This is a genomic window from Amycolatopsis sp. NPDC026612 (genome assembly GCF_040638285.1).
Taxonomy (GTDB): Bacteria; Actinomycetota; Actinomycetes; order Mycobacteriales; family Pseudonocardiaceae; genus Amycolatopsis.
On sequence record NZ_JBEZYB010000036.1, the window covers coordinates 66511 to 79189 of the forward strand.

General features: G+C 69.8%; 14 protein-coding genes. 7 read left to right on the forward strand and 7 right to left on the reverse strand.

Annotated features, from left to right (window positions below):
• Positions 1-22 precede the first annotated feature (22 nt).
• Genes AB0F15_RS28020 through AB0F15_RS28030 form a run of 3 tightly spaced genes read left to right on the forward strand, consistent with a single transcriptional unit; the run spans position 23 to position 2627 of the window.
• Complete coding sequence (locus AB0F15_RS28020; RefSeq protein ID WP_360276325.1) at positions 23-928, forward strand: aldose 1-epimerase family protein; 906 nt, start codon at positions 23-25, stop codon at positions 926-928.
• Entirely contained in the window at positions 895-1389 is a 495-nt protein-coding gene (locus tag AB0F15_RS28025; protein WP_360276328.1) for a GNAT family N-acetyltransferase, read from the forward strand. The genes AB0F15_RS28020 and AB0F15_RS28025 overlap by 34 nt, the downstream gene beginning before the upstream one ends.
• Before the next feature lie 20 nt (positions 1390-1409).
• On the forward strand, positions 1410-2627 hold the full coding sequence (locus tag AB0F15_RS28030) for an amidohydrolase (protein WP_360276331.1): 1218 nt from the start codon (positions 1410-1412) through the stop codon (positions 2625-2627).
• A gap of 48 nt (positions 2628-2675) precedes the next feature.
• On the opposite strand, the gene AB0F15_RS28035 is transcribed toward AB0F15_RS28030, so the two are convergent.
• Positions 2676-3281 carry a Uma2 family endonuclease gene (locus tag AB0F15_RS28035; protein ID WP_360276333.1) on the reverse strand — a complete coding sequence of 202 codons (606 nt, stop codon included), beginning with the start codon at positions 3279-3281 and terminating at the stop codon, positions 2676-2678.
• Positions 3282-3377: 96 nt separating this feature from the next.
• Entirely contained in the window at positions 3378-4514 is a 1137-nt protein-coding gene (locus AB0F15_RS28040; protein ID WP_360276336.1) for an acyl-CoA dehydrogenase family protein, read from the reverse strand.
• 164 nt (positions 4515-4678) lie between these two features.
• On the opposite strand from AB0F15_RS28040, the gene AB0F15_RS28045 reads away from it, so the two are divergent.
• The 4 genes from AB0F15_RS28045 (at position 4679) to AB0F15_RS28060 (ending at position 9168) form a co-directional block, all read left to right on the forward strand.
• Complete coding sequence (locus tag AB0F15_RS28045) at positions 4679-5260, forward strand: TetR/AcrR family transcriptional regulator (protein WP_360276339.1); 582 nt, start codon at positions 4679-4681, stop codon at positions 5258-5260.
• 41 nt (positions 5261-5301) lie between these two features.
• Complete coding sequence (locus tag AB0F15_RS28050; RefSeq protein WP_360276342.1) at positions 5302-6243, forward strand: carbohydrate kinase; 942 nt, start codon at positions 5302-5304, stop codon at positions 6241-6243.
• A gap of 197 nt (positions 6244-6440) precedes the next feature.
• Positions 6441-7754: a citrate synthase gene (locus AB0F15_RS28055; RefSeq protein WP_360276345.1), complete on the forward strand. Its 1314-nt coding sequence runs from the start codon at positions 6441-6443 to the stop codon at positions 7752-7754.
• 67 nt (positions 7755-7821) lie between these two features.
• Positions 7822-9168, forward strand: a complete 1347-nt coding sequence (locus AB0F15_RS28060; RefSeq protein ID WP_360276348.1) for a deoxyribodipyrimidine photo-lyase — start codon at positions 7822-7824, stop codon at positions 9166-9168.
• On the opposite strand, the gene AB0F15_RS28065 is transcribed toward AB0F15_RS28060, so the two are convergent.
• Genes AB0F15_RS28065 through AB0F15_RS28085 form a run of 5 tightly spaced genes read right to left on the reverse strand, consistent with a single transcriptional unit; the run spans position 9158 to position 12559 of the window.
• Positions 9158-9643 (reverse strand): GNAT family N-acetyltransferase, encoded by a 486-nt coding sequence (locus AB0F15_RS28065; protein WP_360276350.1) that lies wholly within the window; start codon positions 9641-9643, stop codon positions 9158-9160. The genes AB0F15_RS28060 and AB0F15_RS28065 overlap by 11 nt on opposite strands.
• Positions 9636-10826: an ABC transporter permease gene (locus AB0F15_RS28070; RefSeq protein ID WP_360276353.1), complete on the reverse strand. Its 1191-nt coding sequence runs from the start codon at positions 10824-10826 to the stop codon at positions 9636-9638. Before AB0F15_RS28070 ends, AB0F15_RS28065 begins: the two co-directional genes overlap by 8 nt.
• Entirely contained in the window at positions 10823-11752 is a 930-nt protein-coding gene (locus AB0F15_RS28075; RefSeq protein WP_360276356.1) for an ATP-binding cassette domain-containing protein, read from the reverse strand. Before AB0F15_RS28075 ends, AB0F15_RS28070 begins: the two co-directional genes overlap by 4 nt.
• Entirely contained in the window at positions 11745-12293 is a 549-nt protein-coding gene (locus AB0F15_RS28080; protein WP_360276359.1) for a DUF6498-containing protein, read from the reverse strand. Before AB0F15_RS28080 ends, AB0F15_RS28075 begins: the two co-directional genes overlap by 8 nt.
• A complete protein-coding gene (locus AB0F15_RS28085; RefSeq protein WP_360276361.1) occupies positions 12290-12559 on the reverse strand; it encodes a helix-turn-helix transcriptional regulator in 270 nt (89 codons plus the stop codon). Before AB0F15_RS28085 ends, AB0F15_RS28080 begins: the two co-directional genes overlap by 4 nt.
• Positions 12560-12679 lie beyond the last annotated feature (120 nt).

The window sequence follows — 12679 nt, forward strand, 5'->3', positions numbered from 1 at the left end:
GCGGATCGGTAAGGTCGTGCCCATGGGCAACCCGACCGGTCAGCAGTTCGAGATCACCCGCGGCAACGCGCGCGCCGTCGTCACCGAAATCGGTGCCGGGCTGCGTGCGTTCGAAGTCGGCGGCGTGCCGTACGTCGAGGAATTCCCCGAGGACGCGCACCCGCCGAAGGGCGCCGGGCAGGTGCTGCTGCCCTGGCCGAACCGGACCAAGGGTGGCCGGTGGACGTTCCAAGGCGAGCCGCAGCAGCTCGAGATCACCGAGGAGGCGCGCGGCAACGCCATCCACGGCCTGACCCGCCACCTGGAGTGGGAGCTGCTGGAGCACGCCGAGTCGTCGGTCACCTTGGCCGTCGACGTCCCGGTGCAGCCCGGCTGGCCGGTGCCGCTGCGCGCGACCATCACCTACGAGCTCGCGCCGCGCGAACTGACCATCACCCACGAGATCCGCAACGAAGGCGAGCAGCCGGTCGGCGTCGGCGTCGGCACGCACCCGTACTTCCGGATCGGCGACGTCCCGACCGACGAGCTGACCCTCACGCTGCCCGCGAGCCGCGTCCGGCCGTCCCTCCCCGACGAGCAGATGCCGTACGCGCCGGAGCAGGACGTCGAAGGCACCGAGTACGACTTCCGCGGCGGCCGCGTGCTGGCGGGCGTCAACCTCGACACGGCGTTCGGCGGTCTCTCGGCGGCCGAAGACGGCCTGCACCACGTCGTGCTGAGCCATGATGGCCAGGAGTTGCTGGTTTGGACCGGCCCGGACTTCCGCTGGGCGCAGGTGTTCACCCCGGACGACCTGGTCGGCCGCGGCCGGGCCGTCGCGATCGAGCCGATGACCTGCCCGGCCGACGCGCTCAACACGGGCACCGACCTGATCGAGCTCGAGCCGTCGGCGTCGTGGTCGGGCAGCTGGGGCATCCGGGTCCGGTGAAGCCGCTACGCCTGGGCGTCGCCGACGCGGGCGAGGTCCTGACGCTGCAACGAGCCGCGTACGTCACCGAGGCTCGCGCGCACGACGACTGGGAGCTGCCGCCGCTGCTGGAGACGCTGCCCGAGACGCGGGCGGCGCTCCTGGGGCTGTCGTGGGGCATCCGGGAGTCGGGCCGGCTGGTCGCGTCGGTCCGGTTGACGGTGACCGGGCACGTCGGCGTGCTCGGCAGGCTGGTCGTCGCGCCGGATCGGCAGGGCGGCGGACTCGGCGGGGGACTGCTGCGGTTCGCGGAATCGGCCGCTCCCGCCGAGGTGACGGTGTTCCGGCTGTTCACCGGCTCGAAGAGCGTGGGCCCGCTGCACCTGTACGCGAAACACGGCTACCACGAGACGCATCGGACGCCGGAGAACAACCACGAACTGGTGCACTTGGAGAAGGCCCGCGTGCGGACCCCCGGGTGAGTTCGTTAGCGTGGCGAACTATGGCGAAGGCAATTGTCGGGGGCTATGTCGTCCCCATCGACGGTGATCCCATCGACGGCGGCACGGTCCTGATCGACGACGGCAAGATCGTCGCGATCGGCACCGAGGCCGACGTCGACATCCCGGAAGACGCCGAACTGGTCGACGCGGCGGGCACCTGGGTGCTGCCCGGCTTCTTCGACGCCCACGCCCACCTCGGCGTGCACGAGGACGGCGAGGGCTGGGCCGGCAACGACACCAACGAGATGACCGACCCGAACGGCGCCCGGTTCCGCGCCGTCGACGGCATCGACCCGTACGAGCCCGGCTTCGACGACGCGCTGGCGGGCGGCGTGACGAGCGTCGTCATCAAGCCCGGCTCGGGCAACCCGATCGGCGGTCAGACGATCGGTGTGAAGACCTGGGGCCGCAGCATCCTGGACATGACGTTCGCGGAGCACGTCAGCGTGAAGAGCGCACTCGGCGAAAACCCGAAGCGCGTGTACGGGGACAAGAAGCAGACACCGTCGACGCGCCTGGGGGTCGCGGCGATCCTGCGCGAGGCGTTCACCAAGGCCCGCAACTACCAGGCGAAGCGCGCGCACGCGGAGTCCGAGGGCAAGCCGCACGAGGTGGACCTCACCATGGAGACGCTGGCGAAGGTCCTCGACGGCGAGCTGTACTGGGACCAGCACGTCCACCGCGCGGACGACATCGTGACGGCGATCCGGCTGGCCGACGAGTTCGGCTACAAACTGGTGATCAACCACGGCACCGAGGGTCACCTGATCGCGGACCTGCTGGCTTCGCGGGAGATCCCGGTGATCCTGGGTCCGCTGTTCACCACGAAGTCCAAGGTCGAGCTGCGCAACCGCACGCTGCGGTCGGCCGGCATCCTGGCCCGCGCCGGCGTGCAGATCGCGATCACCACCGACCACCCGGTGATCCCGATCAACTTCCTGGTGTACCAGGCCGCCTTGGCGGTGAAGGACGGCCTCGACCCGGCGACGGCGTTGCGTTCGCTGACCATCAACCCGGCGTCGATGCTGGGCCTGGACGGGCAGATCGGGTCGCTGAAGCCGGGCCTGGACGCGGACGTGGTGCTCTGGTCGGGCGACCCGCTGGACGTGATGAACCGCGCGCTGCGGGTGTTCGTCCGGGGTGACGAGGTGTACCACTTCGACGAGTCGCTGGGCGAAGGCGTGTCGAAGGACCGCCGGTACCGCGAGGCCCGCTGAGTTTCGGATGGCACGCCGGTAACCGGGCGGTTCCGGCGTGCCGTCCGATCAATCGAGGAGCGCGTCCAGGTCGATCTTGACCGGAAACGGGACATCGGTGGTGAAGGTGCCGGTGACCGCGGACGCGTCCACGTAGCCGAACTCGCCGGCTTGGTGGCACGCGACGAGCGAAATGGGCTCGGTGATGTCGACGATCCAATAGTGCGGGATGCCCGCGTCGGCGTATTCGTCGTGCTTCACGTGGTAGTCGGTGCGCTTCGACCCGGGCGACACGATTTCGACGACGACGGCCACCTCGTCGGCCCGGAGCATGGCGCCATCCCGACGAACACGGGCAATCCCCGCTCTCTCGACGATGAGCAGATCGGGACGGCGGGAAAAGCCGGGATTGCCCGCGGGCGCCAGATTAAGATTTACGTCGGTTTCGGGCAAAACGCGGAGATGGCTCGGCAACTGCCCGGCGAGTTGCTGCCCAAGCTCGAACATCACGATGTTGTGGTCGGCAATGGGGCTGGGGGACATCAAGACGCGGCCTTCCACGAGTTCGGTGAAACCTGAGTCGGTTTCACCGAGTGCCGCGTACTCCTCGATCGTCAGCAGGTGATCGGGGATCTCCCACCGGCGAGCGGGGCGCGGCTGGGGAAGGGCAATCACAGCGTCTCCTCGCGTCCCAGGTATTGTCCCACGGCTCGGGTGCAACCAAGAGTAACGCTAGCTGTACCGAGCGTGTGACACTGTTCCCTCGACCGGCTACGCGTTCTTCAGCTCCCGCGCGATGACCACCCGCTGGATCTGGTTCGTCCCTTCGAAGATCTGCGGCACCTTCGCCTCACGCATGTACCGCTCCACCGGGAAGTCGCGCGTGTACCCGGCCCCGCCGAGCACCTGGACCGCGTCCGTCGTCACCTTCATCGCGCCGTCGGTGGCCACCAGCTTGGCGATCGATGCCTGCCGCTTGAACGGCATCCCGCGGTCGCGCCGGCGGGCCGCGTCGAGGTACAGCGCCCGGGATGCCTCCACCGTCGCCGCCATGTCGGCCAGCAGGAACTCGATCCCCTGGAAGTCGATGATCGGGCGGCCGAACTGCGAGCGCCCCTTCGCGTACGCCACCGCTTCGTCCAGCGCCGCCTGCGCCAGGCCCACCGCGCACGCCGCGATCCCGAGCCGGCCGGAGCTCAGCGACGACAGCGCGATGCGGAGCCCGGCACCCGGGGAACCCAGCAGCCGCGAGGAAGGCACGCGGGCGTTCTCGAAGATCAGCTGGGCGGTCGGCGAGCCCGTCAGGCCCATCTTGCGTTCACGTGCGGCCGCCGAGAGCCCCGGCGTCGACGAGTCCACCAGCAGGCAGGAGATCTCGTCCGGGCCCGTGCGGACCATCGTCGTGTAGAAGTCCGCGACGCCCGCGTGGGTGATCCACGCCTTGGTGCCGTTCACGACGTAGTCCGAGCCGTCGAGACGCGCGCGCGTCGAGAGTGCCGCCGCGTCCGAACCCGCCTGCGTCTCCGACAGCGCGTACGCGCCCAAGAGCGAGCCTTCGAGCATGTCCGGCAGCCACTGGTCGCGCTGCTCGTCGGTGCCGTACTCCGACAGCGCGTAGCAGGACATCGTGTGCACCGACAGCCCGACGCCGACCGTCATCCACGCCGTCGAGATCTCCTCCAGGACCTGCAGGTAGACCTCGTACGGCACGGCGCCGCCGCCCCAGCGCTCCGCGTACGGCAGGCCCAGCAGCCCGGCCTTGCCGAGCAGGCGGAACTGCTCGCGGGGGAACTGCCCGGCTTCCTCGGCCGCCGCCGCGCGGGGCGCCAGTTCGTCGCGCGCGATCTCCCTGGTCAGCGCGACCAGGGCCTCGGCGTCCGAGTCCGGCAGCAGGCGTTCGGCGGGCATCGTTGTCCTCCAAAACCGCGTCTTTTGGGGGTTCCGGGTGGCGGAGCCCCCGGCCCGGGGCGAAGACCTGGGCTGACACAGTACTGAAAACAGTACTGTGGGTTCGTTTAGAGTACAGTACGCCAGGCCTGGGGTGGCCGGAAGACGTAGGAGATAGTGAGCCGATGCGCCCCGGAACCCCCCGACGGCCGACCGCCCGCCAGCGCGCCCTGCTCGCCGAACTCGAGGCGCTCTTCCTGGCCGAGGGCTTCGCCGCCTTCACGCTGGACGACCTCGCCGGCCGCCTGCGCTGCTCGAAGTCGACGCTCTACGCGCTCGCGCCCAGCAAGGAGCAGCTCGCCGTCCGGGTCGTCACCCAGTTCTTCCGGGGCGCCGCGGAGCGGATCGAGGAGCGCATCGCCGGGATCGACGACGCCCCCAAGCTGATCGGGGAGTACCTGGCCGGCGTCGCCGAGCACCTCGACCGGGCGTCCGCCGGCTTCATGCGGGACCTCGCCGAGTTCGGCCCGGCGCGCGACACCTACCAGCTCAACAGCGGGTTCGCCGCGAAACGGCTCCGGCAGTTCATCGACAAGGGTGTCGCCGACGGGGTGTTCCGCGAGGTCCACGCCCGGCTGGTGGCCGAGATGACCGGGCTGATCATCGAAGGCATCCAAACCGGCGTCCTCGGCCGGCGGACCGAGGTGTCCGACGCCGAGGCGTTCACCGCTTTGGGGGAACTGCTGCTCGGGGGCCTGAACAAATAGCGGACAGGAATTGTCAGCCGGAACTCCATTAAACTCCGCGTGTGATCGTCGTAGGCGGAGAAGCTCTGGTCGACCTGGTTCCCGGTGACCCCCTGGATTCCACTGTGGACGGTGGGCTGCGCGCGCTGCTGCCCCGGCTGGGCGGGGGCCCGTACAACGTGGCGCTCGCCGCCGGCCGCCTCGGCGTGCCGGCGGCGTTCCTGTCGCGCGTGTCCACCGACCGCTTCGGCGAAGCGATGGTCGAGCGGCTGCACGCCTCCGCCGTCGACACGTCGCTGCTGCAGCGCGGCGACGAACCGACGACGCTGGCCGTCGTGGCGCTCGACGCGAAGGGCGCCGCGCGCTACAGCTTCTACGTCGAGGGCACCGCCGACCGGCTGGTCGCGGATCCGGGTCCGCTGGGCGAAGGTGTGACAGCGCTCTCACTCGGCACGCTGGGCATGGTCCTCGAGCCCGGCGCCTCGGCGTACGAGGCGATGCTGCGGCGCGAGGCGGCCCGCGGGGTGCTGACCGTGCTCGACCCCAACATCCGCGAGGCGCTCATCACCGACCCGGCCGCCTACCGGGCGCGGTTCGCGTCCTGGCTGCCGGACGTGCGCTTGCTGAAGATCTCCGACGACGACGCCGCGTGGCTCACCGAAGGCGCCGATCCGGTCGCCGCGGCGAAGACGTGGATCGAGTCCGGTGTGGACGCCGTGGTGCTCACCCGGGGTGCCGACGGGCTCTCGGTGATCACCGCCGCAGGTGAGCTGGCCCACGTGCCGTCGCGAAAAGTCACCGTGGTGGACACGATCGGCGCGGGCGACACCGTGCACGGCGCGCTGCTGGCCTGGCTGCACACCCGCGAGGCCACCGACCTGGCCTCCCTCGACACCGGCGCGTGGCGGGAGGCCCTCACCTTCGCGGCGAAAGCGGCGTCGATCACCGTGTCCCGCAGCGGCGCCGAACCGCCCACGTCCGCCGACATGGCGTCCACCGTGTGAACCTGGTCCCAAAGGGGCCCCCAGGAGCAACGTCACCGCTGCGCGAAGGCGGGTTTCTCGACTAGCGTAGAGGGGCATTCTTCATACCCCAGCGGGGCGGTGTGCAGCGAGGCGCCAGTGTTTCCTCGCGTGAACACGTGGCTACCTGTGAAACGTACAGGCGCCGCCGGCCCGTGCCCAACGTGAGAGGGACTTGCATGTCCGACGCGACGACTGCGGGGCAGTCCGGCGCTACCGCGAAGCTGACCCTGCCGAGTGGCGAGCACGAGTTCAAGATCGTCCACCCGGTCGAGGGCGCGCCCGGGATCGAACTGGGGAAGCTGCTGGCGCAGACGGGGTACATCACCTACGACCCGGGTTTCGTGAACACCGGCGCGGCGTCGTCGGCCATCGCCTACATCGACGGTGACGCCGGCATCCTCCGGTACCGCGGCTACCCGATCGAGCAGCTGGCCGAGAAGTCGACCTTCGTCGAGGTCTCCTACCTGCTGATCTACGGCGAGCTGCCGACCGAGACCCAGCTGGCCGACTTCACCGGGAAGATCCAGCGCCACACGCTGCTGCACGAGGACCTGAAGGCGTTCTTCAGCGGCTTCCCGCGTGACGCGCACCCGATGCCGGTCCTGTCCAGTGCGGTGTCGGCGCTGTCGACCTTCTACCAGGACTCGCTCGACCCGTTCGACGAGCCGAACGTCGAGCTGTCCACGATCCGCCTGCTCGCCAAGGTTCCCACCCTGGCCGCGTACGCGTACAAGAAGTCCGTGGGCCAGCCGCTGCTGTACCCGGACAACTCGCTCGGCCTGGTCGAAAACTTCCTGCGGATGACGTTCGGCTTCCCGGCCGAGCCGTACGAGGTCGACCCGGACGTCGCGAAGGCGCTCGACCTGCTGTTCATCCTGCACGCCGACCACGAGCAGAACTGCTCGACCTCGACCGTGCGCCTGGTGGGCTCGTCCGAGGCGAACCTGTTCGCGAGCATCTCGGCCGGCATCAACGCGCTGTTCGGCCCGCTGCACGGCGGCGCGAACGCCGCGGTCCTCGACATGCTCGAGGGCATCAAGAACGACGGCGGCGACGTCGCCAAGTTCGTGGAGCGGGTGAAGAACAAGGAAAAGGGCGTGAAGCTGATGGGCTTCGGGCACCGGGTCTACAAGAACTACGACCCGCGCGCGAAGATCATCAAGAACACCGCCGACGAGATCCTCGGCAAGCTCAAGGGCGGCGACCAGCTGCTGGAGATCGCCAAGAAGCTCGAAGAGACCGCCCTTTCGGACGACTACTTCATCGAGCGCAAGCTGTACCCGAACGTGGACTTCTACACCGGCCTGATCTACCGGGCGCTGGGCTTCCCGACGAAGTTCTTCACGGTGCTGTTCGCGCTGGGCCGGCTCCCGGGCTGGATCGCGCACTGGCGCGAGATGATCAACGACCCGGCCACCAAGATCGGCCGTCCGCGGCAGATCTACACCGGCCACGCTTCGCGGGACTACACCCCGATGTCGGAGCGCTGATTCGTTCAGCTGATCGATGACCGCCCCGTCGTGCACCCGCACGGCGGGGCGTTTATCGTTGGGCGTCGTGACCAGAGAAGCGCCCGTCGTGCTGTGGTTCCGGCGTGACCTGCGGCTGGGCGACCACGCCGCGCTGCTGGAGGCGTCCCGCCACAGCAAGCACGTGCTCGCGCTCTACGTCCTCGACGAGGCCCTTCTCAAGCCGGGTGGCGCCCCGCGGACGGCCTTCCTCTACGGCTGCCTCGAACGGCTGAACGAGCAGCTCGGCGGCCGGCTGATGCTGGTGCACGGCGAGCCGGCGGCCGAGGTCGTGAAGGCGGCGAAGAAGATCGGCGCGGCCGCCGTGCACGTCAGCGCCGACACCGGCCCGTACGGCCGCCGCCGGGACGCCGAAGTCGCGAAGGCGTTGGCGGAGAACAACATCGAGTGGGTCGAGACGGGTTCTCCGTACGCCGTGACGCCGGGGCGCGTCACCAAGCCGGACGGCAGCCCGTACCGCGTCTTCACGCCGTTCTTCCGGGAGTGGACGGCGCACGGGTGGCGTGCTCCCGCCGACACCGGACCGTCCCTTGTGGACTGGTTCGAACCACCGCGGTCGCTGAAGATCCCGATGGCGCCGCAGGTTTCCGCGACGCTGCCCGAACCCGGCGAGCAGGCCGCGCTCGACGTCTGGCACGAATTCCTGCGCGACGGCATCGAAACCTACGACACCGACCGCGACCGGCCGGACCGGGACGGCACCACGCGGCTTTCGCCGTACCTGCGCTGGGGGTGCGTCCACCCCCGGACCCTGCTGGCCGACCTCGACGGCGACGACCGCCCCGGCGCGAAGTCGCTGCGGAGCGAGCTGTGCTGGCGCGAGTTCCACGCCGACGTCCTGTGGCACCGCCCGGAAACGGCGCGCGCGAACTACGACCGGCGCTTCGACGGGATGCGGTACGACGACGACCGCGAGGCCTTCCAGCAGTGGTGCGCAGGCCGGACGGGCTTCCCGATCGTCGACGCCGGGATGCGGCAGCTGCTCGCGGAAGGCTGGATGCACAACCGGGTGCGGATGGTCGTCGCGAGCTTCCTGGTGAAGGACCTGCACCTGCCGTGGTGGCTGGGCGCCCGGCACTTCATGCGGCACCTCGTGGACGCCGACCTGGCGTCGAACCAGCTGAACTGGCAGTGGGTCGCGGGCTGCGGCACCGACGCGGCGCCGTACTTCCGCATCTTCAACCCGACGACCCAGGGGGAGAAGTTCGATCCGAACGGGGACTACGTGCGTAAGTACGTGCCGGAGCTGCGTTCCGTCGATGGGAAGGCGGTGCACAAGCTGAAGGACCGCCCCGCGGACTACCCGGAACCCATGGTCGACCACGCCCACGAGCGCCAGGTCTCGTTGGAGCGGTACGGAAAGATCACCTCGTGAGGAACTTGACGCGCCAGACGACCGCGAGTGCGGGATCGCCGGTGGGGCTCGGCACGATCCGTTCGACGGTGAAGCCTTCGCGCTCGTAGAACGCGCCGGCCCGCTCGTTGGCCGCGAAGTGTTCGATGTACAGCCGTCCGGTGCCGGCGGGCAGTTGCGTGACCAAGGCGCCGAGCAGCCGCGGGCCGAGCCCGCGGCCACGCTGGCTGGGGTCGATGTAGAGCTTGTAGACCACGTGGTCGGCCCCGCGGCGGCCGCGTTGCCCGACGCCGATGAGCTGCCCGCCGGCCTCGGCGACGACCACGAGCCCGGCCGCCACGGCCGCGCCGAGGTGCGTCTCGTTCCACCAGTCGCGGACCTGCGCGTCGGCGGCGGCCGCGCCGATCAGCGGGGTGTAGTGGGCCCGGACGTGTGCTTCGCCGAACCGCTGGATCCCGCTCACGTCGCCGGGCCCCGCCGTCCGCACCTCAGCCACGCAGGGCCTCGGACAGCTTGATGCGGCTGCCGATCCGCAGCACGCTGTTGCCGTAGATCTTTCCGCCCAGCCAGGTGAGCAGCGCGACCAGCGCGACGGTCAGCGCCAGTGACAGGCCGATCTCCCAGCCCGCCGCCGCGCCGGTCGAAATGCGGGCCGGCATGAGGATCGGCGACAGCAGGGGGATCAGGGAGACGATCCTCGTCGCCGAACTCGCGGGGTTCTGGACCAGCAGGTTGAACCCGGCGATGAACCCGACGACCAGGATGATGTTGAGCGGGCCCACCACCGACTGGGTGTCTTCCTGCCGCGAGACCAGCGACCCCAGCGCGCCGTAGATCGTGGCGTACAGCAGGAAGCCCAGCAGGTACCAGAGCAGGCCCCACAGCACCGCGCTCGCCGCGAAGCCGGACAGGGTGAACGCCCCGGTCGCCGAGGCGGCTCCCAGCCCGACCACGCCCAGGATGGCCAGCTGGGTCAGGCCGACCAGGCCGAGCCCGATCACCTTGCCCAGCAACAGCTGCCACGGCCGTACGCTCGCGAGCAGGATTTCCACGACCCGGCTCGACTTCTCCTCGACGACGCCCTGGGCGACCATCATCCCGTAGGTGATGATGCTCATGTACAGCAGCACCGCCACGATCAGGCCGACGACCAGCCGTTGCGTGTGGTCGGCGGGCTGCGGCGAGAGGGCGTCGTCCTGCACGTGGGTGCCGTTGACACGGGCCATCACCTGGGCGGGTTCCAGCTGCGCGGACGACAGCACGCCGTCGAGCACCTGCTGCTGGGCGACCTGGTCGAGCACCCGGCGCAGCTGTTCGTCCAAAGAGGACTGGTAGGTGGCGGTCAGCTGCGCCGCGCTGCCCGAGACGAGCGCGTCGAAGTCGCCGTTCTCGACCTTCTTGCGGCCCTCCGCCGGGTCGGTGACGACGACCGTGGTGATCTCCCGGCCGGAAAGCGCGGCCTCGGTCTGCAGCTGCCGGGCGATCCCGATCGCCTGGCCGGTCAGCCCGATCGTGCTCTTGTCCGACGAACCGGCCAGCGCGGTCTGGAACAGCACGTACCCCAGCAGCAGCACCAGCAGCACCGCGGTGCCGACCACGAACGACCTCGTGCGCAGCCGGGTGTTCAGTTCGCGCTTCATCACGAGCCAGACGGCCCGGCGGCCACTCAGCGTCTTCATCGCGGTTCCCCCTCGTCGGATGCGGCGCCGTCGGACACGGCATCGCGGAAGAGCTCGGTGAGCGAGCGGCGACGGCGGCTGAACTCGGTGACCGGCCCGGTCGCCAGCGCGGCGGCGAGCACGGTCTGGTCGTCCGCGCCCGGCTCGAGGTCGAGCACCGTGGTGGTGCCGTGCTGCTCCAGCACCCGCACGCCGGGCAGGCCCGCCGCCCAGCCGGGCTGCGCGGCCGGAGCCGTCACGACGAGCTTGCTGCGGGCGCCCGCGGTCAGTTCGGCGACCGTGCCCACCGCGACCATGCGGCCGCCGCGGATGATCCCGACCCGGTCGCACAGCCGCTCGACGAGGTCGAGCTGGTGGCTGGAGAACACCACCGGCACCCCCGCCGCGGCCTTCTCCCGCAGGACCCCGCTCATCACGTCGACGGCGAGGGGGTCGAGGCCGGAGAACGGCTCGTCGAGCACCAGCACCGCGGGGTCGTGCACCAGCGCGGCGGCCAGCTGGACGCGCTGCTGGTTGCCGAGGCTCAGCTTCTGCACCTCGTCCTTGCGGCGGTCGGCCAGCCCGAGCCGGGTGATCCAGTTCTCCGCGTTGTGGTGGGCCTCGTTCGCGCTCAGCCCGTGCAGCTCGGCGAGGTAGACCAGCTGGTCGAGCACCTTCATCTTCGGGTACAGCCCGCGTTCTTCCGGCATGTAGCCGATGTGCGTGCGGGTTTCGTGCGTGACCTTCGCGCCGTCGAAGCGGACCTCGCCACCGTCGGCGGCGAGCACCCCCAGTGCGATCCGCATCGTGGTCGTCTTGCCGGCGCCGTTGCTGCCGACGAAGCCGAACAGCTCGCCGGCGCGGACGTCGAACGAGACGCCGTCCAGCGCGACCTTGGCGCCGTAGCGCTTGGAGATCCGGTCGATCTCCAGTGTCCCCTCAGGCATTCCCCATCCCCTCCTCGAAGTCCTCGGGGTCGTCGTCCGGCAGCGACCAGCCCAGCACGATGGCCGGGATGGTGGTGCCGGTGACCAGCAGCGCGGACAGCATCATCGCGGCGCGGACGCCGCCGTTTTCGGTGCCGGCGATGAACAGGCCGTACAGCAACGCGATCACCATCAGATAGCTGAGCGCCTGGTAGCCGATGTAGGTGACGCGGTGGCGCCACTCGCGCTCGCGTTCGTCCAGCTGGCGCGAAAAGCTGCCGCTCATCCGCCCGGTCAGGACGCGCAGGGTCAGGAACGCGAAGCCGCCGGCGACCAGCCCGCTCAGCCAGAACGCCGCGAAGACCCATTCCGGCGCGACCTTGAACCGCGTCGCACCGGCGATCATGACCAGATCGGCGAGGACCAGGACGACGACGAGCGTCCGGCGGTGCTTCCTGGTGCGCCAGCCCGGCAGCCGCCGGGCTCGGTTCCGTTCGCTTTCCTCCAGCCTGTCGAGCTGGCGTTCCCAGTACGCCGCGAGGCGGCCCGGCTGCTCGGTCATGCTCCCCCCTCGCGGTAGACCTGGGTGGACAGTGGCGTGAACGGCTCGCGGCTGAACACCGCTTCGACCGGCAGGTCGAACACCGCGCAGATCCGGAACGCCAGGTCCAGGCTCGGGTAGTGGTCGCCCCGCTCGAGCGCGCCGATGGTCTGCGGGTTGACCTCGACGGCGAGTGCGAGCGCGGCCCTGCTCATCCCGCGCTCTGCACGGAGCACGGGCAGCCGGTTGTAGATCGGCAGCTCTTTGCCGCGTCTGACCGGACTCATGGGCATACTGTTGCAAAAACCCAACAGGACGTCAACTCAAGAGAACATCAAGCTCAGTTGGCGCGTGCTCGCTCATGCGTCCCAATGTGGCCTTGGGTGCGTTGAACGCACCCAAGGCCA